General features: G+C 70.9%; 23 protein-coding genes. 13 read left to right on the top strand and 10 right to left on the bottom strand.

Annotation, left to right across the window (positions count from 1 at the left end; genetic code table 11):
* Nucleotide 1 precedes the first annotated feature (1 nt).
* A complete protein-coding gene (locus ACFWPA_RS07360; protein ID WP_378508201.1) occupies nt 2–640 on the bottom strand; it encodes a PaaI family thioesterase in 639 nt (212 codons plus the stop codon).
* Between the two features lie 75 nt (nt 641–715).
* Here ACFWPA_RS07360 and ACFWPA_RS07355 point away from each other — a divergent pair, with 75 nt between their 5' ends.
* Complete coding sequence (locus tag ACFWPA_RS07355) at nt 716–1,609, top strand: 1,4-dihydroxy-2-naphthoyl-CoA synthase (RefSeq protein WP_378508202.1); 894 nt, start codon at nt 716–718, stop codon at nt 1,607–1,609.
* A 52-nt stretch (nt 1,610–1,661) separates the two neighbouring features.
* Here the strand turns inward: ACFWPA_RS07355 and ACFWPA_RS07350 are convergent, their stop codons facing one another.
* A complete protein-coding gene (locus ACFWPA_RS07350) occupies nt 1,662–2,534 on the bottom strand; it encodes a TIGR03619 family F420-dependent LLM class oxidoreductase (protein WP_378508203.1) in 873 nt (290 codons plus the stop codon).
* 331 nt (nt 2,535–2,865) lie between these two features.
* Between ACFWPA_RS07350 and ACFWPA_RS07345 the strand changes: the two genes are divergently transcribed.
* From ACFWPA_RS07345 to ACFWPA_RS07335, 3 genes are all read left to right on the top strand, one after another.
* Nucleotides 2,866–3,666: a hypothetical protein gene (locus ACFWPA_RS07345; protein WP_378508204.1), complete on the top strand. Its 801-nt coding sequence runs from the start codon at nt 2,866–2,868 to the stop codon at nt 3,664–3,666.
* A 291-nt stretch (nt 3,667–3,957) separates the two neighbouring features.
* Nucleotides 3,958–4,425: a hypothetical protein gene (locus tag ACFWPA_RS07340; RefSeq protein ID WP_378508205.1), complete on the top strand. Its 468-nt coding sequence runs from the start codon at nt 3,958–3,960 to the stop codon at nt 4,423–4,425.
* A gap of 2 nt (nt 4,426–4,427) precedes the next feature.
* Nucleotides 4,428–4,808 carry a VOC family protein gene (locus ACFWPA_RS07335; RefSeq protein ID WP_378508275.1) on the top strand — a complete coding sequence of 127 codons (381 nt, stop codon included), beginning with the start codon at nt 4,428–4,430 and terminating at the stop codon, nt 4,806–4,808.
* A gap of 65 nt (nt 4,809–4,873) precedes the next feature.
* Here ACFWPA_RS07335 and ACFWPA_RS07330 read toward each other — a convergent pair whose 3' ends face one another.
* Nucleotides 4,874–6,274, bottom strand: coding sequence for a hypothetical protein (locus ACFWPA_RS07330; protein ID WP_378569922.1), 1,401 nt, complete (start codon nt 6,272–6,274; stop codon nt 4,874–4,876).
* A gap of 188 nt (nt 6,275–6,462) precedes the next feature.
* Here ACFWPA_RS07330 and ACFWPA_RS07325 point away from each other — a divergent pair, with 188 nt between their 5' ends.
* Complete coding sequence (locus ACFWPA_RS07325; protein ID WP_378508207.1) at nt 6,463–8,049, top strand: MFS transporter; 1,587 nt, start codon at nt 6,463–6,465, stop codon at nt 8,047–8,049.
* Nucleotides 8,050–8,114: 65 nt separating this feature from the next.
* Here the strand turns inward: ACFWPA_RS07325 and ACFWPA_RS07320 are convergent, their stop codons facing one another.
* The 5 genes from ACFWPA_RS07320 to ACFWPA_RS07300 form a co-directional block, all read right to left on the bottom strand.
* Nucleotides 8,115–8,471 carry a hypothetical protein gene (locus ACFWPA_RS07320; RefSeq protein ID WP_378508208.1) on the bottom strand — a complete coding sequence of 119 codons (357 nt, stop codon included), beginning with the start codon at nt 8,469–8,471 and terminating at the stop codon, nt 8,115–8,117.
* A gap of 2 nt (nt 8,472–8,473) precedes the next feature.
* Nucleotides 8,474–9,217: an ABC transporter ATP-binding protein gene (locus tag ACFWPA_RS07315; protein WP_378508209.1), complete on the bottom strand. Its 744-nt coding sequence runs from the start codon at nt 9,215–9,217 to the stop codon at nt 8,474–8,476.
* Nucleotides 9,214–9,987, bottom strand: coding sequence for an ABC transporter ATP-binding protein (locus ACFWPA_RS07310; protein ID WP_378508210.1), 774 nt, complete (start codon nt 9,985–9,987; stop codon nt 9,214–9,216). Before ACFWPA_RS07310 ends, ACFWPA_RS07315 begins: the two co-directional genes overlap by 4 nt.
* Entirely contained in the window at nt 9,974–12,313 is a 2,340-nt protein-coding gene (locus tag ACFWPA_RS07305; protein WP_378569921.1) for an ABC transporter permease, read from the bottom strand. The genes ACFWPA_RS07310 and ACFWPA_RS07305 overlap by 14 nt, the downstream gene beginning before the upstream one ends.
* 86 nt (nt 12,314–12,399) lie before the next feature.
* Nucleotides 12,400–13,818 carry an ABC transporter substrate-binding protein gene (locus ACFWPA_RS07300; RefSeq protein ID WP_378508212.1) on the bottom strand — a complete coding sequence of 473 codons (1,419 nt, stop codon included), beginning with the start codon at nt 13,816–13,818 and terminating at the stop codon, nt 12,400–12,402.
* 317 nt (nt 13,819–14,135) lie between these two features.
* Here ACFWPA_RS07300 and ACFWPA_RS07295 point away from each other — a divergent pair, with 317 nt between their 5' ends.
* From ACFWPA_RS07295 to ACFWPA_RS07265, 7 genes are all read left to right on the top strand, one after another.
* On the top strand, nt 14,136–15,422 hold the full coding sequence (locus ACFWPA_RS07295) for an anion permease (protein ID WP_378508213.1): 1,287 nt from the start codon (nt 14,136–14,138) through the stop codon (nt 15,420–15,422).
* 16 nt (nt 15,423–15,438) lie between these two features.
* Nucleotides 15,439–15,720, top strand: coding sequence for a hypothetical protein (locus ACFWPA_RS07290; protein ID WP_378508214.1), 282 nt, complete (start codon nt 15,439–15,441; stop codon nt 15,718–15,720).
* A gap of 55 nt (nt 15,721–15,775) precedes the next feature.
* Nucleotides 15,776–16,102, top strand: a complete 327-nt coding sequence (locus ACFWPA_RS07285; protein ID WP_378508215.1) for a DUF3349 domain-containing protein — start codon at nt 15,776–15,778, stop codon at nt 16,100–16,102.
* 16 nt (nt 16,103–16,118) lie between these two features.
* Nucleotides 16,119–16,424 (top strand): DUF3349 domain-containing protein, encoded by a 306-nt coding sequence (locus ACFWPA_RS07280; protein WP_378508216.1) that lies wholly within the window; start codon nt 16,119–16,121, stop codon nt 16,422–16,424.
* A gap of 15 nt (nt 16,425–16,439) precedes the next feature.
* Nucleotides 16,440–17,597: an o-succinylbenzoate--CoA ligase gene (menE, locus tag ACFWPA_RS07275; protein ID WP_378508217.1), complete on the top strand. Its 1,158-nt coding sequence runs from the start codon at nt 16,440–16,442 to the stop codon at nt 17,595–17,597.
* Nucleotides 17,598–17,744: 147 nt separating this feature from the next.
* Nucleotides 17,745–18,725 carry an ATP-binding cassette domain-containing protein gene (locus tag ACFWPA_RS07270; RefSeq protein WP_378508218.1) on the top strand — a complete coding sequence of 327 codons (981 nt, stop codon included), beginning with the start codon at nt 17,745–17,747 and terminating at the stop codon, nt 18,723–18,725.
* Entirely contained in the window at nt 18,722–19,546 is an 825-nt protein-coding gene (locus tag ACFWPA_RS07265) for an ABC transporter permease (protein ID WP_378569920.1), read from the top strand. Before ACFWPA_RS07270 ends, ACFWPA_RS07265 begins: the two co-directional genes overlap by 4 nt.
* 32 nt (nt 19,547–19,578) lie before the next feature.
* On the opposite strand, the gene ACFWPA_RS07260 is transcribed toward ACFWPA_RS07265, so the two are convergent.
* Complete coding sequence (locus ACFWPA_RS07260; RefSeq protein ID WP_378508220.1) at nt 19,579–22,905, bottom strand: BTAD domain-containing putative transcriptional regulator; 3,327 nt, start codon at nt 22,903–22,905, stop codon at nt 19,579–19,581.
* Between the two features lie 59 nt (nt 22,906–22,964).
* Between ACFWPA_RS07260 and ACFWPA_RS07255 the strand changes: the two genes are divergently transcribed.
* Nucleotides 22,965–23,834, top strand: a complete 870-nt coding sequence (locus ACFWPA_RS07255; protein ID WP_378508221.1) for a 1,4-dihydroxy-2-naphthoate polyprenyltransferase — start codon at nt 22,965–22,967, stop codon at nt 23,832–23,834.
* A gap of 28 nt (nt 23,835–23,862) precedes the next feature.
* On the opposite strand, the gene ACFWPA_RS07250 is transcribed toward ACFWPA_RS07255, so the two are convergent.
* Nucleotides 23,863–24,240, bottom strand: coding sequence for a phage holin family protein (locus ACFWPA_RS07250; protein ID WP_378508222.1), 378 nt, complete (start codon nt 24,238–24,240; stop codon nt 23,863–23,865).
* Nucleotides 24,241–24,244: the final 4 nt, after the last annotated feature.

Below are 24,244 nucleotides of genomic sequence, written 5' to 3'. Positions count from 1 at the left end.
GTCAGGGCTGCCCGGGCAGCAGCACGATCATCAGCGCCTCGGCGTCCGCGAGCAGGGTGCCGTCCGGTTCGGTGAGCCGTGCCGTGACGAACGTCTTGCGCCCCTCCACCCGGTCGACCTGTCCCTCGACGACGAGCGGGGTCTCCAGCGGGGTGATCTTTCGGTAGTTGACGTGCAGGTATCCGGTGCGGCTGATCGGCCTGCCGGACGCGTGGGTGACCATCCCGAACAGGTCGTCGAACAGCAGCGGAAGGACGCCGCCGTGCGCGGCCCCGTTGCCGCCCATGTGGTAGCGCCGGAACACCCCGGTGGAGCGGACACCCGTCTCGTCAAACTTCTCGATCGTCCACGGCAGCATCAGCAGGCTGCCGCGGCCGGGCAGGCCGACGGACCGGCCGCCCGGCTGCCTGCCCTCCGGGACCCGGTGCGGGGCGAGCAGCGCGGCCAGCGCCTCGGCCTGCTCGGCGGCCCGTTCGATCACCTCCGGCGGCGGTGCGGTGGACACCGCAAGGTCCTGGACGGTGCGCAGCGCCTCAACGAGCCGACCGAAGTGCGGTCCGCCGTCGTCGGGGGCCGCCGCGTACACCGGGAACCCGCCGTGCCGCTCGTAATCGCCGTCCCGCTCGGTCTGCTCGCTCATGGTCTGCACGGTAGCGTTCCCGGACCCCCGGCGCGGCGCACCCGCCCGCGGGGCGCGGGCATAGGGTTGGTTCCCGTGACCTTCACTCCGCAGCTGTGGCGCCCAGTCCCCGGGTTCGAGAACCTCACCGACATCACCTACCACCGGCACGTCACGCAGGGCACCGTCCGCGTCGCGTTCGACCGGCCGGAGGTCCGCAACGCGTTCCGCCCGCACACCGTCGACGAGCTGTACCAGGCCCTCGACCACGCCCGGATGACCTCCGACGTCGGCGCGGTGCTGCTGACCGGCAACGGGCCGAGCAGCAAGGACGGCGGCTGGGCGTTCTGCTCGGGCGGCGATCAGCGGATCCGCGGCCGCAGCGGCTACCAGTATGCGGAGGGCGAGACCGCGGACACCGTCGACCAGGCGCGGGCGGGCCGGCTGCACATCCTCGAGGTGCAGCGCCTGATCCGGTTCATGCCGAAGGTGGTCATCGCGCTGGTGAACGGCTGGGCGGCGGGCGGCGGGCACAGCCTGCACGTGACCTGCGACCTGACCCTCGCGTCCCGCGAGCATGCCCGCTTCAAGCAGACCGACGCCGACGTCGGCAGCTTCGACGGCGGCTACGGCAGCGCGTACCTCGCGAAGATGGTCGGCCAGAAGTTCGCCCGCGAGATTTTCTTCCTCGGCGACACCTACACCGCCGAGCAGATGCACCACATGGGTGCGGTGAACCGGGTCGTCGACCACGCCGAGCTTGAGGACGTCGCCCTCGAGTGGGCGGCGAAGATCAACGGCAAGTCGCCGCAGGCGCAGCGAATGCTCAAGTACGCGTTCAACCTGCAGGACGACGGTCTGGTCGGGCAGCAGCTGTTCGCGGGCGAGGCCACCCGGATGGCGTACATGACCGACGAGGCCGTCGAGGGCCGGGACTCGTTCCTGGAGAAGCGGGACCCCGACTGGTCGCCCTACCCGTGGCACTTCTGACGCCCTGACCGGACGGCGGTGGCGGCAGCCACGCCACCGCCGTCCGCGGGGATCAGTCCGCGATCACCTCGTCGGCGAACCGGCGGATCGCCCGGGTCCGGGCCTGCGGGTCCGTGCCGTCCTCCCCGTAGAGGTGCCACGGGGAGACCCGGACCTCGGTGACGCCGAGCTCCTCGAGGGCGAGCAGCTCCTCGACGCCGCGGACCGCGCCGAGCGAGACGTTGATCGCGAACGGGTCATCGGCGCGGCCGTGCTCGGCACGCAGCTCCCGCAGCCGGGAGATCGCGGCGGTCAGCTGCTCGGCGTCAGTGTTGACGGAGATCCAGCCGTCCCCGAGGCGCGCCGCACGGCGTAGGCCCGCGTCGCTGTGCCCACCGACGTAGAGCGGCACCGGCCGATCGGGAGCGGGGCTGATCATCAGCCGATCGAAGTCGTAGTGCCTGCCGTGGAATTCGACCCATTCCGGGCCGCGGCCCGCGCACACCGCCCGGATGATCTCGAGCGCCTCGTCGGTCCGCGCGCCGCGGGTGCGCATGTCGGTGCGGGTGAAGGCGAACTCCTCGGGGATCCAGGCCAGGCCGACCCCGATCTCGACGCGGTTGTCGGACAGCACGGCGAGCGTCGCGATCTGCTTGGCCGTCAGCAGCGGGTCCCGCAGCGGCAGCTTGAGCACGTTGGTGTAGAAGCGGATCCGGCTGGTGACCGCGGCCATCGACGCCATCGTGATGAACGGGTCCGGCATCGGCGTCTCGCCGGACCACATTCGCTTCCCGTCCGGCGAGTACGGGTACGGCGCGGACACGGTCTCCGGGTAGAACACCGAGTCCGGCAACGCGATCGAGTCGAAGCCGGACTCTTCCGCGGCGAGCACCGTCTCCCGGAGTTCGTTGGTGTCGATCATCGCGACCGGCAGCGACCACTTCATCGTCGCACCACCGTCGCCACGACGGCCTGGCTCGTCCGGGCCGAGGGCCTGGCGACCACCCCGGCTTCGGCAGTGTGTGGGCGGGCGGGCGATCGGTGCGTGTCCAACGACCGCACGCGGAAAGTGTGCAACACAACGTCAACGTACTCGCGCGCCGCAACGCCGGTGCCGACGCCCCGCCAGCAGGCGTCACCCGCGGGCAGAGACGACAAATGCGTTTCCGGATACGGAACAATTCGCCAGGTCACGAATTCACGACACCCCGTCGGATTGCGCGCTATTCGCTCGCGGTGTTTACTTGGCGACCTCACTATCGAAAGGGTCTCGATACATGTCGAATTCCATTCTCCGCCGCACCGCCGTCGCGGCCGCCATCACGGCGACCGCCGCCTGCGCGCTGCCCGCGGTCGGCACCGCGCTTCCCGGCTCCAGCGACGCCAAGGCAGGCCCGTTCTGCGCCTCGCTGTCCACCGAGAACACCCCGAACGGGTGGGGGGTCCCGTTCGAGGACGAGCAGGGCCAGAAGGCCAGCTACACCGCCGACCGCATCCTCGACGAGGACGGCGGCCTGGTGTTCTCGGTCACCGACTCGTCCGAGCGTCGGGCGTGGTACTCCGCGGCAGGCACCGCACCGGAGACCGTCACGCTCGCGGACATCGTCGACAAGGAGATCGGCTTCGCGGAGCGGGCCGACACCTCGCGGGCCTCGTTCCAGATCCGCCTGCTCGGCACCACCGGCGGCAAGTTCGACAACGGATTCACCACCCTGGTGTGGGTTGCCGCAGGTAACGACGCGGCGGACACCGCCGACGGCGCCCGGCACACCAAGCTGCAGGACGGCCTGTGGTGGAGCACCCAGAACATCGACGGCGCCCCGGGCCGGAAGGCGGTCCCGCTCGCCGACATCGCGAAGGCCAACCCGAACGCGACCGTCGAGCACTACGGCGTGAGCATCGGCACCGGCTCGACGAACATCACGACGCTCGTCGACGAGATCGTGTTCAACGGCTGCACCACCAACTTCGCGAAGAACGATCCGGAGCCCGGCACCGGCTCCGACTCCGGCTCGGACTCCGGGTCCGGCGGCGGTTCCAGCTCCGGTTCGCTGGGCAACCTGTTCGGCAGCTCCTAGCCGGCCGCCCCAGCATCACCAGGTGCCCGTCCCGGCTCGCCGGGGCGGGCACCTCCCATGTCGGGCCGGAAATACCGGAAATGCGCCCCACATTCGCCGGACCCCAAAATAGTGTCGTCGTTCGAATAAATGACACATCATTGTTCGTCAATTGAAAGCCCGTCGGCCTCCCGAATGACATTCCCTCGATCGCGTTCCTGACTCCCATTTCTGGCCGCCTGCGACCGCCGACGGAAATGGGTGCGGTCACCCATCCCCCGCGGGGCGGCGACCTCGGGCACACTGACCGTCATGAGTGAGCGCACCGAACCGGACGACGGTCGTGAGCGCCCCGCGGCCGAGCACACCCGTCCTTCCGGTGTCAGCGACGCCGCGGTGGCCGCGGCCGGGAGGCTGTCCGAGGCGCTCGAGACGGTCGAACGTGCCCGCGGCCAGCTGTACACCTTCCACCAGCTGATCGGCCACGCCGACCGCCAGCTCGGCGAGGCCGTCGATGCCCTCCGCGCCGCAGGCCACGCCGAGCTCGCCGCGGCCATCGACGCCGACCTCGTCGGCCGCAACGTGATCCCGGGCAGGTGGACGTTCCAGCTGGTCGAGGCGTTCGACGACGGCTACTGGACGGCGTTCCGGCGCTGGGACGCCGCCGCCCGCGACGCACTGCTCGGCGGCCGCAGGCACGTGCACGAGGCCGAAATGAAGGAGGCTCGGCGCACCCACGGCCGCCCGGGCCACGAGGCACGCCCAGCGGAAGGGGAATGACCATGGAGATTCTGAGCAGCCGGATCATCCTGCGCCCGAAGGACTATCCGCGGACCCTCGCGTTCTACCGGGACGCCCTCGGCTTGGCGATCGCCCGCGAGTACCCGGGCGGCACGGTGTTCTACGCGGGCCAGAACCTGATCGAGGTGGCGGGCCACGGCGGCAGCGACGTCGAGTCCACGTTCGAGGGCGCGGTCTGGTTGCAGGTCCGCGACCTCGACGACGCCAACGCCGAGCTGGTGTCGGCCGGGGTCCCGATCGTCCGGGAGCCGCGGCACGAGCCGTGGGGCCTGCACGAGATGTGGATCGCCGACCCGGACGGGGTCCCGCTGGTGCTGGTGCAGGTCCCCGCGGATCATCCGCTGCGCCGCGACACCCGCTGACCCCCCCGACCGACGACCGAATGCGCCGTTCACTCGATCTGATCGGATCGACTGAACGCTTCCGTTCACTCGATCTGATCGAGCGGATGTGCCGTTCGGTCGGCGGGCGCGGCGGCCTGCGACCGGTCCGGGCGGTGTGCCAGCGCAGGCCGGGCGAGGAGTTCGACGGCGAGCAGGGCCACCACCGCAACGAGGATGGTCACCACGACCACCGTCCCGGACGGGTACCGCCAGAACACCAACGCCGCCACCGCGACCGCGACGATCGCGAACCGCAGCGGCAGCCGGAACCGCGCGACCTGGGTCTCGACGCCCCGCGGTTCCCTGGTGCCGTCGGGCGCCCGCAGCCGGTCCATCACCCTGCCGTACCCGCCGCGGATCGCGGCGGCGGACGCCGACGGACCGGACAGGTAGCCGACCACCCCGAGCAGGACCGCCACCACGAACACCGCACGCAGCGTGGTGCGTAGCGGCTGGACGAGGGTGTCGAACAGGACCCCTGCCGCGTCCGGCGGCAGCACGTCCGCGGGCACCTGCCCGAGGTAGACGCCGCGGCCGACGGCGATCGCCACGGCGAGGATCCCCATCCCGATCGCGAGTGCGACCCCGACCAGGGACACCGCCCGCCTGCGCCCGCCGCGCGGGGCCATCCAAATCGCGAGCAACGCGACCAGCAGCGTCACCCATGGCAGCACCACTGATGCCTTGTCGAGCCAGCTCACCAGGCGCTGCGCCTTCACCAGGTCCGCGCTCTGGAAGATCACGAAGCTGGCGTCGACGTCCGGGAGTCGCTCGACGAAGGTGAATCCGCGCCCGACGAGGTCGGCCTTCACCGTGTCGATGATCGTCGCGAGCTTGATGCTCACCTGCCCCCTCTCGTCGACGGCAACGGCGCCCGAGTTCTCGCCGGTCGCGACCGACACCAGTTCCTCGTGCGCCTGCCGGTTCGCCTCGACCCACGTCGACTCGAACTGGCTGGACCCGACGAGTTTCGTCGCGGCGTTGTGCACGAACGACTGTGCCTGGCCCGCGATCACGGGGGCGAGACCGACCACGGCCTGCGGGACGCGGGGGGCGACCTCGGTCAGGGCAGTGAGCGCGTCCGCGGTCATCTGCTCGACGTCGACCCGCGTCATGATCTGGTCGGTGATCTGGTCGGCGAGCGCCGCCTGTAGGGCGGGGTCGGCCGCGAGCGGGGCCACCGTCTGCACATACCGGTCGGTGTCGAGCACCTGACTGCGCGCATACCGGGCCGCGACGGACCCGATCCCGAGGACCGCGACCAGGACCAGCAGCAGTCCGGCCGCCGTCCACCGCAGCGCCGACTGCCGCGTCGTCGCCGCGGCGGGTGCGGGCGCCGGGGCGCCGGCGCGGCCCGCCCGCAGCTCCGCGACCTCGCTGCGCAGCCGCTCGAGTTCGGCCCGCTCGTCGGGCGCCAACGGTTCATCCTGTCCGGTCCCGGCCATCACCGTCTCCTTCCGCCGCGGCTGCGCACCACGTCGACGGCACGCCGCGCGTCGGCAACCGATGTGGATCAGACCAGGTTTCGGGTCGCTCGCGGATCACCCTCGCCGGATGAGATCCCGCGTTCCGCCCTGCGCGGTGCCGCCGTCCGGAGGACAATCGTCGGGTCGGGAGCGGCGAGGTGGGTCCAATGACTGCTGGCGGTGCGGGAGGCACGACCCGGGGGTCGGCGCTGGTGCTGGCCGTCCTTGGGGCAGGCCAGTTCCTGATGACGCTGGACAGTTCGGTGATGAACGTGTCGATGGCGACGGTGGCGGCGGACCTCGGCACCACGATCACCGGGATCCAGACGGCCATCACCCTGTACACGCTGGTGATGGCGACGCTGATGATCACCGGCGGCAAGGTCGGGACGATCCTGGGCAGGCGTCGGGCATTCGGGGTCGGGCTGATCGTGTACGCGGTGGGGTCGACCACGACGGCGCTGGCCCCGAATCTGACCGTGCTGCTGATCGGGTGGTCGTTCCTGGAGGGGGTCGGTGCGGCGCTGATCATGCCCGCGATCGTCGCGTTGGTTGCGGCGAACTTCCCGCCGGAGCGGCGGACGACGGCGTACGGCCTGATCGCCGCGGCAGGCGCGATGGCGGTCGCGGCGGGGCCGTTGGTCGGCGGGGCGGTGACGACGTTCGCGTCGTGGCGGTACGTGTTCGCGGGCGAGGCGGTGATCGTGGTGGCGATCCTGCTGGTGCTGCGCCGGATCGCCGACGTCCCGCCGCAGCGGGTGAAGCTGGATCTGGTCGGCTCGGCGCTGTCGATCGCCGGCCTGGGCATGCTGGTGTTCGGCGTGCTGCGGTCGAGCGAATGGGGGTGGGTGTTGGCGCGTCCCGGCGGCCCCGAGGTCGTCGGCCTGTCGCCGGTGTTCTGGCTGATCCTCGCCGGCCTGCTGGTGATCGGGCTGTTCCTGCAGTGGCAGTCGCGGCTGACGGCGACCGGCAGGCAACCGTTGTTGGACGTGACGTTGCTCCGCAACCGTCAGCTATCGGGCGGGCTGACGATGTTCCTGGCCCAGTTCATGATTCAGGCAGGCGTGTTCTTCGCGGTGCCCCTGTTCCTGTCGGTGGTCCTCGAACTGAACGCGCTGGCAACCGGGGTGCGGCTGCTGCCGTTGTCGGTGGCACTGCTGATCGCCGCGGCCGGGATCCCGAAGGTGTGGCCGCAGGCATCGCCGCGGCGGGTGGTCCGGCTCGGCCTCGTCTCGATGCTGGCGGGCATCGTGATCCTCGCCGCTGGCATGGATCCCGGCGCGAACGCGGCGGTGGTCGCGGTTCCGATGCTGCTGATGGGTCTCGGGTTGGGTGCGTTGTCGTCGCAGCTGGGGGCGGTGACGGTGTCCGCGGTCCCGGACGAGAAGTCGCCGGAGGTCGGTGGCCTGCAAAACACGGCAACGAATCTCGGGGCGTCGCTGGGCACCGCGCTGATCGGGTCGGTGCTGATCGCGACGCTGAGCTCGTCGGTGGTCGCGGGGATCGAGACGAACCCGGCGGTCCCGGTGTCGGTGCAGCAGCGGGCGAGCACCGACCTCGCGGCCGGGGTGCCGTTCCTGTCAGACACCCAACTCCGGTCGTCGCTCGCCGACGCGGGGGTGCCGGCGCAGACGACCGACGAGATCGTCGCCGTCAACGCCGACGCCCGATTGGAGGCGCTGCAGGTTGCGTTCGCTCTCGCCGCGCTGATCACCGCAGGCGCGCTGGTCGCTAGCCGCCGCATCCCCCGCTGACCTGCGGCTCCGCCGACTGTGCGTGATTTTCACCCCGATCGGGGTGAAAATCACGCACCGGCGCGTCAGCGCGTCAGGGCCTCGGCGATCCGGTCGGACTGCGCCTGGCTCTCCATCAGCTGCCGCAGTAGCCACAGCCGCAGCACCCGGGAGACGGCGCCCGCGAGGTACAGGGCCGCGCCGATCACGGTGACGGCGAGCAGCGCCGTCGCCAGGATCTGATACGACGCGATGTTGCGCAGGTCGTCGAGGGTGAGCGAGGCAATGTAGACGATGAACGCCGCCGCCGCGCCGACCACCATCAGCACCAGGCCCGCGATGCGGGCCTTGCCGTCCCCTGCACCGGAATTGCCGGTCTTCAACTTCAACTCGGATACATCCTTCTTGAACTGGTCGCGACGTTCATCGGCAAGTGCGGTCATCGTCACCCTCCTAGGTAGCTGGTCGAAAGTTCACGGTCGATGTCGGTGGGGTTCCCGGTCCGGACCACCCGGCCCTGCAGCATCAGCGCCGCCGAGGTGGCGATCGGCAGGACCGCGCGAGCGAACTGCTCGGCGACGAGGATCGACAGCCCCTCCGCCGCGAGCCCACCGACGATGTCGTACATCTCGCTGACGACGCGGGGCGCGAGTCCCATCGAGAGCTCGTCGAGCAGCAGCACGGTCGGGGCGGTGCCAAGGGCGCGGGAGAGCGCGAGCATCTGCTGTTCGCCGCCGGACATCGATCCGGCGAGCTGACCCCGGCGCTTCCCGAGAATCGGGAACCGTTCGTACGCGACCGCTTCGAGATCCTTCAGTGCGGCACCGGTCCCGGTGGCGACCCAGAGGTTCTCGCGGACGGTCAAGTTGGCGAAGATGCCCCTGCCCTCCGGGATCGTGCAGATCCCGAGCCGGGCCAGGGCGGCCGCGTCGACGCCGTTGACGCAGCGGCCAGCGAGCCGGAACTCCCCGTCCGTCACCGGGAGGATGCCGGAGCAGATCTTCAGGGTCGAGGTCTTGCCGCCGCCGTTCGGGCCGAGCAGCGCGACCACGGCACCGGGGTGCAGTTGCAGGTCGACCCCGTGCAGCACCTCGATCGCCCCGTACCCGGCGCGCACCCCGGACAATTCGAGCAGCGGCGCCGGCTGCCCGGGGGTGGACGGGTCGGCCCCGATGGCAGGCGCGCTCATGCCACCTCCTCCGTTCCGATGTAGGCCGCGATGACCGCGGGGTCGTTTTGGATCTCGGTGGGTGTCCCGGACGCGATCAGGGATCCGTAGTCGAGCACGTGGATCCGGGAGCACACCCGCATCACCAGCGGCAGGTCGTGCTCGACGAGGCAGATGCCGAGCCCCTCCCCCGCGAGCCGCAGCAGCAGCTCCGCGAAGTCCTCGGTCTCCTGCTCGGTCTGCCCGGACGCGGGCTCGTCGAGGAGCAGCACCCGCGGTTCGGTCATCAACGCCCGCGCCACCTCGACGACCCTGGCCCGTCCGGTGGGGATGTCCGAGACATCCTGGTCGGCGACGTCGGTCAGCCCGGTCAGTTCGAGCAGCCGGTCGGTCTCGGCGGCGAGGTCCCGCCGCCGCCTGCTGCCGGTGCCGTGGATGTCACCGGCCACCCGCAGGTTGTCCCGCACCGACAGCGACAGGAACAGCTCCAGCCGCTGGAAGGTGCGGGCCAGCCCGAGCCGCGCCCGCTTGTACGGGGGCTTACCGGTGACGTCCCGCCCGTCGATCAGCACCCGCCCCGAGGTCGGCTTCTGCAACCCGGTGACGGTGTTGAACAGGGTCGTCTTGCCCGCGCCGTTGGGGCCGATCAGGCCGGTGACGGCGCCGGCGTGCACGGCGAGGCTGACATCGTTGACGGCGACGTGGCCGCCGAATCGGACGGTGACGCCCCGTGTTTCGAGGAGCGGTGTCGACCCGGACGGGGTGCTGGGGGTCGCTTCAGGAGACGGCATTGGTCGTCAACTCCTTCTCGGGTTCGGAGCCTGCGGTTGCCGCCGGCTCCTCGTCGACGGGGGCGGGGACTGCGGTGGCGGCGGGCACGGTTCCGGCGGGCAGGGCCGGGGCGGGCAGCCCCAGCTCCCGGTCCACCAGGGCGGTGGCCTCGGGTCCGTACGGCTCGTCGATCCCGATCCGCTCCGGGTCGAGCGGACGCCTGCGGGCGGCCTCCTCCGCCCCGAGCACCTCGGTCGGCATGACCATCTCCCCGACCACCGGCAACGCGAACACGGTGACGATGGTGATCGTGGCGAACCACCAGTTGTCCAGGACCCCGGTCAACGCGAGCAGGTAGGCGACCGCGACGACCGCGGCACCCCCGACCAGGACCGGCTTGGCGTTCCGCAGCTTGCGGTAGCCCTCGACCACCTGATGCACGCTGCCGGACGGGTTGTGGCCGACACCGATACCGATCAGCGCCGGGCTGACCGCGGCGAGGTTGCCGAGCAGCAGGTAGAGGCCCTCAAGGTCGGGCTGGGCCTTCGCCAGGTTGTTGAACGAGACCATGATGACCGAGAAGCCGACCCCGGCCATCACCCCGCCGAAGAAGGCGCCGCTGACGTAGCCGATGCCCGCGACGACGGTGAGCATCAGCAAGGTCAGGCTGATGATGATCGTGAACGTCTCGCCGGAGACCGAGCCCATCGCCGACGACATCAGGATGCCGCCGAGGCCCGCGATGCCCGCCGAGATCACGAACACGCTGAGCTTGAGCCGGACCAGGCTCTGGCCGAGCATCGCCGACGCGGCCGGGCTGTCCTTCATCGCCGTCAGCCTGCGGCCGTAGCCGCTGTTGCGCAGCGCGACGACGCCGACACCGAGCACCGCGAAGACGACGGTGGCGGTCATCAGGAAGGCGGTCGGGTTCGCCAGGTCGAGGGGACCGATCTGCAGCGGAGGGATCACCAGGTTGCCGCCGGTGAAGATCGAGAACTTCACCCCGAACAGCTCGTGCTCGGTGGTGTCCCGCAGCACCATGTTCGATAGGAACACCCCGAACGCCATGGTCGCCAAGGCCAGATACAGCCCCCGCAGGCGCAGCGCGGGCAGCGCGACCAGGCCGCCGACGAGCGCCGCGACGATCACGCCGAGGATCACGCCGACGATCGTGAGGCGTTGCGCAAGGCCCGATCCGGTGATGCCGAAGTGGTAGACGACGATCGTGGCGATCGCACCGAACGAGAGCGGGGCCAGGTTCATCTCCCCCGCATACCCGGTGAGCACGGTCAGCGACAGCGCGATGATCGCGAAGCAGACCCCGATGGTCAGGGTGGTCACCGCGGACTCGACCATCAGCTGCCGGATCAGGAAGACGATGGCGATCAGGGCGATGGCCCAGCCGATCGCCTTGCGTACCGACGGGACGTGGTAGCGCTCGCGGGTCCGCACGGCGGCGCCCCGGAGCCGGTCCTGCGGCAGCACGATCAGCACCACGAACAGCGCGATCATCGGCAGCGAGACCCGCAGATTCGATGTCCACGTCCAGGTGGACGGCGCGTACCCGAGCAGGTAGGTGCCGGCAAGGCCGAGCACGACGGCGCCGACGAAGGTGCGCGGGATGCTGCGCAGCCTGCCGAACATCGCGGCGGCGAAGGCGTCGATCACCAGCAGCGTCAGCAGGTTCGCCTCGAGGGTGCCGCCGCTGATCGGCGTGATCAGGATGCCGGCGAGGACGGCGAGCATCGAGCTCAGTGCCCAGGAGAACCCGGCGATCCGTTCCGGGTTGTGACCGCTCAGTCGCAGCAGGTCGGGGTCGTCGACGACGCCCCGCATCGTCGCGCCCATCCGGGTGCGAGTGAACAGCAGGCGCAGCCCGACCGCGATCGCGACGGCGGCGATCAGGCAGAGCAGCTCGTGCACGTGCACGGTGGCGCCGAGGAACGCGAACTTACTGTCGTCGCCGAAGAACATCGGCAGGGTGCGCGGTTCCTCCGCATGCCAGAACCACTGGGACAGGAACAGCATCCCGAGCATGATCGAGACGGTGACCACGATCTTGGTCACCTCGGCGGTGTCCCGCAGGCCCCGCATGATCAGGAAGTACAGGCCGAGCCCCATCAGCGGGCCGAAGATGCCGAGGACGATCAGCAGCGCCAGCGGCGTCGGCAGTCCCCAGCCGACGCTGAACTGCCAGTAGAGGAAGGCGCCGAGCATCGCCTGCGCGCCGTGCGCGAAGTTGAAGATGCCGGAGGTGTTGTAGGTGAGCACCAGCCCGGAGGCGGCGATCGCGTACACGGAGCCGAGCACGAGGCCCAGGATCGTGAACGTCACGAAAGTGTCCATGTGAGAACCCTTGGTCGAGTCCGGGGGCGGTGCGCCCTAGTGCCGCACCGCCCCCGTTGCGAATCCGTGTGTGCTGACCGGTCCGGTCAGACCTGCGGCGTGATCACGTTCGGTCCGAGGTACTTGGTGGAGATCCGGTCCGGGCCGAGTTCGGTGCCCCAGGTGGAGGGATCCGTCTTGACCAGGTAGGCGGAGTCGCACGCGAACTCGCCCTTCTCCGCCGGGAACGCCTGCGTGTAGGTGTCGCCGTTCAGCTCGACCAGCAGCCCGCACTCGGAGGGCATGTTCTTGCCCGGGTCGGTTGCGGCGTGCAGTCCGCCTGCATCCCAGTCATGCACCTGGGAGAGCTCGGTGATCATGCACTGCCGGGTCAGGTCGGATCCGCACTCGTCGGCGGCGGTCGCCCACAGCAGGAACGAGGACGCGGCCTGCATGCCGAGCAGCGCGGTCTTGCCGCCCTCCGCCTCAACCAGCTCGACGTACTTGCGCACGGCGGGCGACTCGTCGGCGTTTTCCAGCATCTGGAAGGTCATGCCCGCCTTCAGCCCGTCGAGGATGCCGCTGTCCGCGTTGAACTGCTTGGCCGCGGTGCCATACCAGGTGGCCTCGCCGACGATCTGCGCGTCCAGGCCCACCTGGTCGAGCGCCTTGAAGAAGTTGAACTCGTTCGGGACCGGCGAGCGGGAGGTCCACAGCGCCTCGACGCCGCACTGCTTGTACTTCTCGGCGAACGGAACGTAGCTCGGCTCCCCCTGGTAGTTCAGGGTGACGCCGCAGTCCTTCGGCGTGTAGCCGGCGGCCTCGGCGATCGAGCGGACCTTGCCCAGCGAGGAGATGATCGTCGGCATGGTGGAGCCGACCAGGTCGAGCCCGTCCTTGAGCTCGGGGTTCAGCTCGGCGACCTGGAACAGCCCCGACCCGTTGGCGTAGTCGACCGGGAACGGCACGCCCTGGTAGGTCATCGGGCCGTTCGCGGCGTCCGGGGAGACGGTGAAGCCGGGGACCGCCGCCATGTTGCAGGCGACCCGGGTCTGCTCGGCCGTCTGGTCCATCGCGAAGCCGTGGCCGACCATCATGAACTCGGACCGGCAGGCCTCCTGCATGACCGTATTCGCGTTCGTCATCGCGGCGTCGTAGTCGGTGCCGACGATGGTGCGGCCGTTGATGCCGCCCTGCTCGTTGCACCAGTCGATCATCGCGGAGACGGCGTCGGACATTTCCTTGTTCAGGCCGGGGCTCTGCGCGTAGCCGCGGTCGTCGCCGTACCCGATCTTGATCTCGGTGTCAGTGACACCCTGATCGGTGGCGCCCGAGGCGTCGCCGTCCCCGCACGGGGAGTCGAGGGTCCCGAACTGGGTGTCGGAGTTGGACGCGGCCTGCGCGTCGCCACTTCCGCCCGAGGTCGGGATGCCGACGTCGCCGCCGCGTTCGGTGGCGCAGGCCGACACCAATGCGGCCGACAGGGCGAGAGCCGCGACGAGTTTCGCGGACGTGCGGGGTTTCACGATCGGTGTCTCCGTTCTTGGAACGCGGTCGAGATGCACAAGGCGCAGAAAACGTGTTCTGCGTCACTCGATGCGGGGACGGTAGCCAGGCGCCACCTCCCGCAACCGCCCATTCCCGGTGAGTGGGACCGGACCGTGAGTTCCGCCACATCGCCGCGCTTCGTGTGACCGGGGCCATCGCGCTGCGGTTCCGGATCGGACCCGTCCGCGCCGGTAAACGGGCAGGCAGCGGGGCGCAGCGACTGTGCCGAACGGCACCCGCGAGCAGCCCCTCGTGAACTCGACTTTTACGCCCTCGTAACGGAGGATGAAGGCTTGTGAACGCGGAACTCATCGTTCTTCTCGTCGTGGTCGTCACCGCCCTCGGGTTCGACTTCACCAACGGCTTCCACGACACCGGGAACGCGATGGCCACCTCCATCGCGACCGGGGCACTCCGACCAAAAGTCGCGGTGGCGCTGTCCGCAACCCTGAACCTGGTCGGCGCGTTCCTCTCGGTCGAGGTCGCCGCCACCGTCGCCAAGGGCGTGGTCAATCTCAGCTCGACCGGCGGTGAGGATCTGCTGATCATCGTGTTCGCCGGGCTGGTCGGCGGCATCCTCTGGAACCTGCTGACCTGGCTGTTCGGCATCCCGTCGAGTTCCTCGCACGCACTGTTCGGCGGCCTCATCGGCGCCGCCATCGCCGGCATCGGGGTGAACGGTGTCGAGTGGGCCGGGGTGCTGAGCAAGGTGATCGTGCCCGCCCTGCTTGCCCCGGTCGTCGCCGGCCTGGTCGCGGTGTGCGGCACCTGGCTGATCTACCGGATCACCCACGGGGTGGACGAGGGCACGAAGGAGCGGGGGTTCCGGCTCGGGCAGGTCGGCTCGGCCTCCCTGGTCTCCCTCGCACACGGCACCAACGACGCCCAGAAGACGATGGGCGTGATCTTCCTTGCGCTGGTCGCACACGGCACCATCACCGCCGACACCCCGATGCCGTTCTGGGTCAAGTTCAGCTGCGCGGTCGCGATCGCGCTCGGCACCTACCTCGGCGGCTGGCGGGTGATCCGCACCCTCGGCAAGGGCCTGGTCGAGATCGCCGCCCCGCAGGGCATGGCCGCCGAGGCGTCGTCAGCGGCGATCATCCTGACCTCGAGCCACCTCGGCCTTCCGCTGTCGACGACGCACGTCGCGACCGGATCGATCATGGGCTCGGGCGTCGGCCGCCGGGGTGCAGAGGTCCGCTGGGGGGTCGCGGCCCGGATGGGCGTCGCCTGGCTGATCACCCTGCCGTCCGCCGCCCTCGCCGGCGCCCTCTGCTGGGGCATCGCGCACCTGATCGGCGGGCTGCCCGGCGTGCTCGTCGTGTTCGCGCTGCTGCTCGCGCTGTCCGCGCTGATGTACCTGCGGTCGCGGCGCCAGCCCGTCGACCACAGCAACGTCAACGCCGAGTGGACCGGCAAGCTCGAGCCGGAGGCCGCGCCGGCCCTGCCCGCCACCGCGGACGCCCTCCTCGCCGACCTCGACGCCGCCGTCGTCAAGGACATCCCCGCCCCGCCGACCGCGAAGCCGGCCACTCCGCAGGCCACCCGCGCCGAGCCCGCCGACAACGTGTCGGCCTGACGGACGGAGAACACCGATGGACCTGTTGACGAAGACCGCCGAATCGCTGTGGCAGGTGATCCTGGTCGGCCTGCTGCTCGGCGCAGGGCTGCCCGCGCTGTTCGCGTTCGGACTGCGGCTGCTCGGATCCGGCAACGCCGCGCCGGTCGCCGACGGCGGCGACGCAGCGACGCGCAGACCGCTGATGGTCGCCGCCGCTGCCGTGTGCTTCGCGGTCGTGGTGATCGCGATCGTCACCGGCATCCTGTTCATCATGGCCGACTTCCTCGATCACACCTTCGGCGTCGAACTGTTCTAGCGTCGCTCCTGGCGCCGACCACCCGGTCGGGCCGTCACGTCGAGAGGCAGGGTGTGTGACCACCACGAAAGCAACGTTCCCGCTGTCGGTCGTGAAGTGGCTGCGCGCCGGGTACCCGGAGGGCGTTCCGCCGAAGGACCGGATCCCGCTCGTCGCGCTGCTGTACCGACAGATGTCCAGCGAACAGATCAAGGACGTCGCCGTCGCGCTCGCCGAGGAGGCCGGGCGGGCGCAGGATCCGACGATCACCCGCGCCGAGATCGGTGACCTGATCGAACAGGTCACCGCGACCGAGCCCTCCGCCGAGGACATCACCCGGGTCGCGGCCGTGCTGGTCGCGGCCGGCTGGCCGCTGGCGGATGCCACGTCCGAGGACACCTGACGAAAGGGGGTATCCCGTGAGCCGTCCACCGTTCCTGGCCTCGATCATCGGCTGGCTGCGGGCCGGGTACCCGAACGGTGTGCCCGAGCAGGACTACGTACCGCTGATCGCGCTGCTGCGGCGGCGCCTGTCCGATGACGAGGTACGCACCGTCACCGATGCCCTGCTGCTGCAGGGCCAGGACACCATCGACCGCGTCGACATCGGGGTCCTGATCACGAAGGTCACCGACGAGATGCCGCTCGAGCCCGACATCGCCCGCGTCACCGCGCACCTGACGGCGGGCGGCTGGCCCCTCGAGGGCCCGTCCGAGCGGGCCTAGGGCAGCATGGGGCGGGTGAGTCCCGTCCTGCAGTCCCTGCCCGTCCCGGCCGGATCGGCGGTGCTCGACCTGCTTCCGGTGCTCGATCGGGCGCTCGCAGGCGACGGCCCGGCGCTGCTGCCCGTCCCCGCCGGTGACGACCGCGAAATCGCCCGACTGTCCGACGCGTTGGCTCCGGGGGAGCCGATCGACGACGGCGTCGCGCTGGTGGTGGCGACGTCCGGGAGCACCGGCGTCCCGAAGGGCGCGCAACTGTCGCCAGCGGCGCTGCACGCCAGCGGCGCCGCCACCCATGACCGGCTCGGCGGGCCGGGTGCGTGGCTGTTGACGCTGCCCGCCCATCACATCGCGGGCCTGCAGGTGCTGCTGCGCGGGCTGCTGGCGGGCACCGAGCCGGTGGTCGTCGACGTCTCTCACGGTTTCGACCCCGCGACGCTGCCCGCGGCGGTTGCCGCGCTGCACGGGCCGCGGCGGTACACCTCGCTGGTCCCGACCCAGCTGGTCAAGGCGCTCGGCGACCCCGAGGCGACGGCGGCCCTCGCCGACCTGGACGCCGTCCTGCTCGGCGGCGCCGCGACCCCGGCACCGCTGCTGGCCCGGGCGGAGGCGGCGGGGATCACCGTGGTCCGCACCTACGGGATGAGCGAGACCTGCGGCGGCTGCGTATACGACGGCGCCCCCCTTGACGGGGTGCTGGTGCGGATCGACACCGATGCGCGGGTGCTGCTCGGCGGCCCGATGCTCGCGTCCGGGTATCGGCGCCTGCCGACCCACCCGGCGTTCGCCGAGCCCGGCTGGTTCCGCACCGACGACGCGGGTGTTGTCGTGGACGGGACACTGCGGATCCTCGGCAGGCTCGACGAGGCGATCTCCACCGGCGGGCTCACGATCGTCCCGCAGGTGGTCGAGGCGGCGCTGGCGACCCACCCGGAGGTCGCCGAGGTCGCGGTGTTCGCCCTCCCCGACACCCGCCTGGGGCAGCGGGTCGCGGCGGCGGTCGTCCCGGTCGCGGGCACCGCCCCGACGCCAGAGTCCCTGCGGGAGCATCTGGTTCGCACCCTGGACGGCACCGCGGCGCCCCGCGAGGTGCACCTGCTGGCGGCGCTGCCGCTGCGCGGCCCCGGCAAGGTCGACCGCCGCGCGCTCACCGCCCGGTTCACCCCCAAGGGTTGAACGGGGGTTCATGCGTCGTTTCCGCCCGCGGGCCAGCGCATGAACCCCCGTTCATCGCTTGCGGAGGGCATGCAAGGGCGGTGCAAGGGTCGTGCAAGCGGGGACGCGGACAGTGGCGTCAGCACTCGATCCGAAAGGACACCCCGCATGACACACTCGACTCCCCCCGCCATTGAGGCGGACGGACTCGTCAAGCGCTTCGGCACCCACACGGCCGTGGACGGCGTCAGCCTGACCGTCCCCACCGGCACCGTCTACGGTGTGCTCGGCCCCAACGGCGCGGGCAAGACCACCACCATCCGGATGCTCGCGACGCTGCTGCGACCCGACGCGGGCCGCGCGGCCGTCTTCGGGCACGACGTCACCGCGGCACCGACCGCGGTGCGGTCGCTGATCGGCGTCACCGGGCAGTACGCGTCGGTCGACGAGGACCTGACCGCGACCGAGAACCTGATGATCTTCTCCCGACTCCTCGGGCTGAGCCGCGCGGACGCCAAACGCAAGACCGCCGAACTGCTCGAGGAGTTCGCGCTCACCGACGCCGCGAGCAAGGCGCTCAAGTACTTCTCCGGCGGCATGCGGCGACGCCTCGACCTCGCCGCCAGCCTCATCTCACGCCCGCCGCTGCTGTTCCTCGACGAACCGACCACCGGCCTCGACCCGCGCACCCGCGCCCAGATGTGGGACACCATCCGGCGGCTCGTCGCCGAGGGGTCGACGGTGCTACTGACCACGCAGTACCTCGACGAGGCCGACCAGCTGGCGGATCGGATCGCGGTGATCGACCACGGCCGGGTGATCGCCGACGGGACCGCGGACGAGCTGAAGGCGTCGGTCGGGACGTCGTCGCTGCAGCTGAGCCTGGTCGACCGCGCCGACATCGAGGCCACCCGCGCCCTGCTTGCAGGCGCGTTGGGCGTGGAGGTCGTCGTCAGCCCGGAGGCCGCGCGGCTGACCGCACCGCTCGCCGACACCTCGATCACACCGGAACTGCTGATCCGATTGCGCGACAACGGGATCGGCGTCGACGAGATCACGGTGAGCAAGCCCAGCCTCGACGAGGTCTTCCTCGCCATCACCGGACACGACGCCGACGCCGACGCCGACGCCGACAGGAGCGCAGCATGACGACCACCCTCGCCACTCCGGCCACCACCGCCCCGCCGCTACCCGCCGCCCGCACCGTCGGGCTCCGCGACACCGTCGCCCAGTCCCTGACCATGGCCCACCGCGGCCTGATCAAGGTCAAGCACAACCCCGAGCAGCTGTTCGACGTGGTGGTCCAGCCGATCATCTTCACGGTGATGTTCACCTACATCTTCGGCGGCGCCATCTCCGGCGACATCGCCTCCTACCTGCCGATCATCATCCCCGGCATCCTGGTACAGACGGTGATCACCGCGTCGATCGTCACCGGAACCCAGCTGCGCGAGGACATGGATAAGGGGGTCTTCGACCGCTTCACTTCGCTGCCGATCGCCCGGATCGCACCGCTCGCTGGCGCGCTGCTGTCCGACATGGTGCGGTACGCGATCGCGTCGACCATCACCTTCGCGATGGGCTACGCGATGGGCTTCCGCCCCGGCGGCGGGATCGTCGGTGTCGTTGCCGCGGTGCTGCTGGTGATGGTGTGCGCCTTCGCAATCAGCTGGATCTTCGCGCTGATGGGGGTGCTGATGAGCAAGGCATCGAGCGTGCAGGGCATCTCGATGCTGGTGCTGTTCCCGCTGACGTTCATGTCGAACGCGTTCGTTCCCGCCGACACCATGCCCGGCTGGATGCAGACGTTCGTGTCACTGAACCCGGTCTCGCACATCGTCACCGCGGTCCGCGAGCTGCTGTCCGGCGGCCCGGTCGGGATCGACCTGGTGTGGGCGCTGGTCGGCGCCGCGGTCATCGTCGCGGTCTTCGCTCCGATCACGATGCGCGCCTACATGCGGAACGCCTAGCCGCACTCCGGATCCCGGCTTCGGCGGGACGCTCACCCGCGGGTGCGGAATGCGTCCAGGATCTGTCGCCGGGCCCGGCTCCTCGGCAGGCCCGCCACCGCGGCAAGGGCGGCGTCGACTCGGTCGGCGCCGACCTCCGCGCGGGCCCGCTCCAGGTGCCGGGACACCTGCATCACCGGGAAGTCCTGCCGCGGTGAGACTCTCGTCGACAGTGCCAGCAGCCGCAGCCCGGCGTCCGGGTCGCCGGTCGCGATGTCGAACCCGCCGACCGCACAGGCCACCGCCCCGGTCTGCGGGAGATCCGGGTAGCCCGCCGGACCGAGCTGGGTCAGCACCCGCTCGGTGAAGGCGGCGACGATGTCGGCCACGGCCCCGGCCCGGCCGGCCAGTACATGGGCGTCGACAGCCGCGGACATCACCATCAACCCGAACGGGTCCGGGGTGTCCCCGGCGCCGGGCTCCGGTCCGCCCTCCAACCCCAGCGCCCGCCGGTACCCGCGCAGCCCGGCCTCCACCTCTCCGGCCGCGAGGTCGATCTCGGCGCGGGCCGTCGCGAGCACCGCGGCCCCGCGCCGGTCCTCGAAGCGTCCGGGGGCACCGCTCGCGATCTCGGCCAGGTTCCCGGCCCGCTCCAGTTCGCGGCGGGCCTCGTCGACGCGGCCGAGACCGACCAGGACGGCGGTGAGATAGGTGCGCGAGGCCAGCGCCTCGTCGTACGCGCGCAGCTGCCCCAGCAACTCCACGCCCTCCCGGTAGTACCCGAGGGCCTCCTCGTAGTTCGCGGCCTGCGCCGCGAGACTGCCGAGATGTTGACACACCATCGACAGCGTCCAGACCTGACCGGACTCCCTGGCGAGCGCCAACGCGGCCAGCGCGTCGACCCGCGACCCGTGCAGGTCCCCGTTGTTCTCTCGCAGGTTCGCGCGGGACATCAGGGCAGCACTGCGGGCGGCAGGATCGGGATGCCGGACACCCTCCGCGAGGATCCGCGCCGCCCCCGCACCTCCCGCGGGCAGGGTGAGCAGTGCCGCACTCAACACCAGGACTGGGTCGAGATCGGTTCGGGTCCGGACGATCTCACGCAGCCGTACCCGGGTCGTTGCCAGCATCCGTACCGACCCGGAGAAGGCCGCGGTCCCGGCAACGAGGACGTGGCACAGCGCCAGACTGTTCCCCGGGACCCCCGCCAGCCGGCCGTCGCGGGGGTCGACGGCGAGGATCCGGGGAGCCCAGGCCAGCACCTCGGACTGCGAACCGCGCAGCGACCACAGCATCCCGAGGACGGATAACACCCCGACGACGACATCGTTCGCGTCGACCTCCGCGGCCCGCCGGAGGACGGCGAGCAGGTTGTCGTGTTCCGCCTCGACCATGGCGGTCACCGCGATCTCGTCGCCATCGAGGAAACCACGCATTGCGGCGGAACAGAATTCGCGCGCCCACCCGAAGGTGCGCGCCTCCACCTCGTCGACCTCCCCTGCCTCCGCGAGCCGTTCCTCGCCGAACTCCCGCACGGTCTCGAGCATGTGGTAGCGCAGGCCTGCCCGGTCGGTTCCCTCGACCACCGTCAGCATCGACTGACCGACCAGGCCCTCCACCGCGTCCGCCGCGTCGGTCACCGCACCCCACTGCGCGACCAGCATTGCGGCCTCGCCCGTGACGCCGCCGGGGAACCGGCACAGGCGGCGCAGCGCCGCCTGCTGCCCGGACCCGAGCAGATTCCAGCTCCAGTCGATCACGGCGCGCAGCGTGCGGTGCCGTTCCGGCGACGTCCGATCCCCGGACCGCAGCAGCGTGAACCTGTCGGTGAGCCGGGTGTTGATCTCCGCCACGCTCATCGTCCGGACCCGGGCGGCCGCCAATTCGATGGCCAGTGGGAGTCCGTCGAGGGTGCGGCACAATCGCGCCACCTCCCGCGGGTCCAGCCGTACCGACGGTCGCACGGCCCGCGCCCGGGTCCGGAACAGTTCCGTTGCCGGGGAACCGCTCTCGTCAACCTCAAGCGGCGCAAGCGGATACACCACCTCGGCGTTGATCGCCAGCGGCGCACGGCTGGTGGCCAACACCGTCACCCGGTCACTTACCGCGACGAGGTCCGCCACCACCGCTGCGACGTCGTCGATCAGGTGCTCGCAATTGTCCAGAATTAGCAGCGACGGCCGCGCGGACAGCGCGTCCCGCAGCCGATTCCGCGCGTCGTGGATCCGGGCGCGGGTCAGGCCGGCACCCGGCGTCAGCTCGATCTCGCTGAGCCCCAGGGTCGCGCTGATCGCGCCGATCACGTCGGCGCCGCTGCGCAGCGGCGCCAGTTCGACGAGTGCGACCGGGAGGTCGGCGGCGGCGCGCAGTCCGATCGCGTGCGCGAGCCGGGTCTTCCCGGTGCCGCCGGGACCGAGCAGGGTGACCACCCGGGCCGCGGCAAGCAGGTCGTCGACCGCATCCAGGTCCGCATCGCGGCCGAGCAGCGCGTTCGGCGCCGCCCGCAGCCCGACGGCGGAGGGAACCGGCTCGGCCGCCCCCGGCAGCGGTTCGGCTACCGCGGGCACCGCCGATCCGGCGGCCCTGGCCTGCCCGCCGAACGTCGGCGCGGCCCCGGTCAGCACCGCGGCGTTGAGCTCCACCAGCCGGGGCGACGGGTCGGTACCGAGCCGGTCGGCGAGCCGTTCCCGCAACCCGGCGAAGACGTCCAGCGCCTCGTTCGCCAGACCCAGTCCGGCGAGCACCAGCATCAACTGCCCGTGCGCCTGCTCGTCCAGGGGCGACCGGTCCGCTGCTGCTCGCGCCAGCGGCAGCGCCTGCCGCAGGTCACCGGCGGTGACCAGCGCGGCGAGCAGGGCCGCGTCCAACGCCGCCCTGCGCTGCGCCGCCTCCTCGACGAGCTCGCGGGCGGGCGCACCGGCCGGCAGGTCCGCACCGGGCTCGCCGCGCCACAACGCCTGCGCGGCCCGGACGGACTCCGCAGCAGCGCGCGGGTCGCCGTCGGCGAGGTGCTGCTGTGCCGCCTGCTCGAGGACACGCGCGAGGGTCAGGTCCACCTGCGTCCGGGTCAGCACCAGCCGGTAGCCGTGGGCGGTGCTCTCCACCGCACCGTCGGGCAGCGCGGACCGCAACCGCGAGATCTGGGTGTGCAGCGCATTCGTCGGGGACCGCGGCGGGTCATCCCCCCACACGTCCTCGATCAGGGCGGATGCGCCCCGCACCCGCCCCGGTGTGCGCGCCAACGCGACCAACAGGGTGCGGGCCCGGGGGCCCGGCAGCGGGACCAGGGATCCGTCGCGTCGCGTCGACACCGCACCGAGCAGGGCCACCACCAGATCGGTGGACACGTCCGGGCCGGGGTCGTTCACAGGGGGGTGCACCGGCGCCCATGCTAGCCACCCCGACGGGTCCGGGACCGGATGGTGACAGGATCGCAGGCATGGCTTCTGTTTCCGAATGGATCTCCGGCGCCCGACCGCGCACCCTGCCGAACGCGATCGCCCCAGTGCTCGCGGGCACCGGCGCGGCGGCGTCGATCGGCGGCGCCGTGTGGTGGAAGGCGTTGCTGGCGCTGCTGGTGTCGATGGCCCTGATCGTCGGCGTCAACTTCGCCAACGACTACTCCGACGGGATCCGGGGAACCGACGACGAGCGGGTCGGCCCGCTCCGTTTGGTCGGGTCGAGGCTCGCGTCGCCCGCCGCGGTCAAGGGTGCGGCGTTCGCCTGCTTTGGGGTCGCCGCCGTCGCGGGCGTCGTGCTGGCGCTGGTGTCGGCGTGGTGGCTGATCCTGGTCGGCGCGGCCTGCATCGTCGGCGCCTGGTATTACACCGGCGGGTCGAAGCCGTACGGGTACAGCGGGTTCGGCGAGATCGCGGTGTTCGTGTTCTTCGGGCTGGTCGCCGTCCTCGGCACTCAGTTCGTGCAGGCAGGCCGCGTCGACTGGGCCGGGACGGTGACCGCGGTCGCGGTCGGCTCGTTCTCGTCCGCGGTGTTGGTCGCGAACAACCTGCGCGACATCCCCACCGACACCGAGTCCGGCAAGCACACCCTCGCGGTGCGGCTCGGCGACGCCCGGACCCGCACCCTGCACCTGGCGCTGCTCGCGGTGCCGTTCGTGGTGACGCTAGCTCTCGTCGCGCGCACCCCGCTGGCCCTGCTCGGCCTGCTGGCGCTGCCGTTGGCGGTGAAGGCGAACGCCCCGGTCCGGTCCGGCGGCCAGGGCCTCGCCCTGATCCCGGCGCTCGCCGGAACCGGGGCCGCGATGCTCGTCTGGGGTGCGGCGACCGGCCTCGCGTTGTGGCTCGGCTGACGCTCGCGCGCGCCGACGGCGGGTCGGCTCAGCGCTTGCCGCCGGGAACCACGGCGGTGAGCACGAAGTTGACCACCGAGATGATCAGCGCACCCCACACCGCGGTCCAGAACCCGTCGACGGAGATGCCCAGCGAGGTCGATTCGGTGATCCAGGCCGTCAGCAGCAGCATCAGCGCGTTGATCACCAGCGTGAACAGCCCGAGCGTGAGGATCAGCAGCGGCAGGGACAGCAGCTGCACGATCGGCTTGACGAACGCGTTCACTACGGTGAACACCAGCGCGATGAACGCGATCACGACGACCTGACTGACGTCGTCCTTGGTGGCGATGTCGATGCCGGACACCCATTCCGACGCCAGCCAGATCGCAATCGCGTTGATCACCAGACGCACCAAGAAACTCATGCGC

Source organism: Rhodococcus sp. NPDC058505 (genome assembly GCF_042720095.1).
Lineage (GTDB): Bacteria > Actinomycetota > Actinomycetes > Mycobacteriales > Mycobacteriaceae > Rhodococcus_G.
Note: the sequence above shows the minus strand (reverse complement) of the source record. Positions and strands in the feature narration are given on the sequence as shown.

Excerpts from the sequence above, each read along its gene's own strand:
- ACFWPA_RS07255 (WP_378508221.1), top strand. The coding sequence starts at position 22,965 with ATGGCTTCTGTTTCCGAATGGATCTCCGGCGCCCGACCGCGCACCCTG.
- ACFWPA_RS07270 (WP_378508218.1), top strand. The coding sequence starts at position 17,745 with ATGACACACTCGACTCCCCCCGCCATTGAGGCGGACGGACTCGTCAAG.
- ACFWPA_RS07350 (WP_378508203.1), bottom strand. The coding sequence starts at position 2,534 with ATGAAGTGGTCGCTGCCGGTCGCGATGATCGACACCAACGAACTCCGG.
- ACFWPA_RS07315 (WP_378508209.1), bottom strand. The coding sequence starts at position 9,217 with ATGAGCGCGCCTGCCATCGGGGCCGACCCGTCCACCCCCGGGCAGCCG.
- ACFWPA_RS07340 (WP_378508205.1), top strand. The coding sequence starts at position 3,958 with ATGAGTGAGCGCACCGAACCGGACGACGGTCGTGAGCGCCCCGCGGCC.
- ACFWPA_RS07310 (WP_378508210.1), bottom strand. The coding sequence starts at position 9,987 with ATGCCGTCTCCTGAAGCGACCCCCAGCACCCCGTCCGGGTCGACACCG.
- ACFWPA_RS07305 (WP_378569921.1), bottom strand. The coding sequence starts at position 12,313 with ATGGACACTTTCGTGACGTTCACGATCCTGGGCCTCGTGCTCGGCTCC.
- ACFWPA_RS07290 (WP_378508214.1), top strand. The coding sequence starts at position 15,439 with ATGGACCTGTTGACGAAGACCGCCGAATCGCTGTGGCAGGTGATCCTG.
- ACFWPA_RS07250 (WP_378508222.1), bottom strand. The coding sequence starts at position 24,240 with ATGAGTTTCTTGGTGCGTCTGGTGATCAACGCGATTGCGATCTGGCTG.
- ACFWPA_RS07265 (WP_378569920.1), top strand. The coding sequence starts at position 18,722 with ATGACGACCACCCTCGCCACTCCGGCCACCACCGCCCCGCCGCTACCC.
- ACFWPA_RS07335 (WP_378508275.1), top strand. The coding sequence starts at position 4,428 with ATGGAGATTCTGAGCAGCCGGATCATCCTGCGCCCGAAGGACTATCCG.
- ACFWPA_RS07320 (WP_378508208.1), bottom strand. The coding sequence starts at position 8,471 with ATGACCGCACTTGCCGATGAACGTCGCGACCAGTTCAAGAAGGATGTA.
- ACFWPA_RS07345 (WP_378508204.1), top strand. The coding sequence starts at position 2,866 with ATGTCGAATTCCATTCTCCGCCGCACCGCCGTCGCGGCCGCCATCACG.
- ACFWPA_RS07360 (WP_378508201.1), bottom strand. The coding sequence starts at position 640 with ATGAGCGAGCAGACCGAGCGGGACGGCGATTACGAGCGGCACGGCGGG.
- ACFWPA_RS07325 (WP_378508207.1), top strand. The coding sequence starts at position 6,463 with ATGACTGCTGGCGGTGCGGGAGGCACGACCCGGGGGTCGGCGCTGGTG.
- ACFWPA_RS07330 (WP_378569922.1), bottom strand. The coding sequence starts at position 6,274 with ATGGCCGGGACCGGACAGGATGAACCGTTGGCGCCCGACGAGCGGGCC.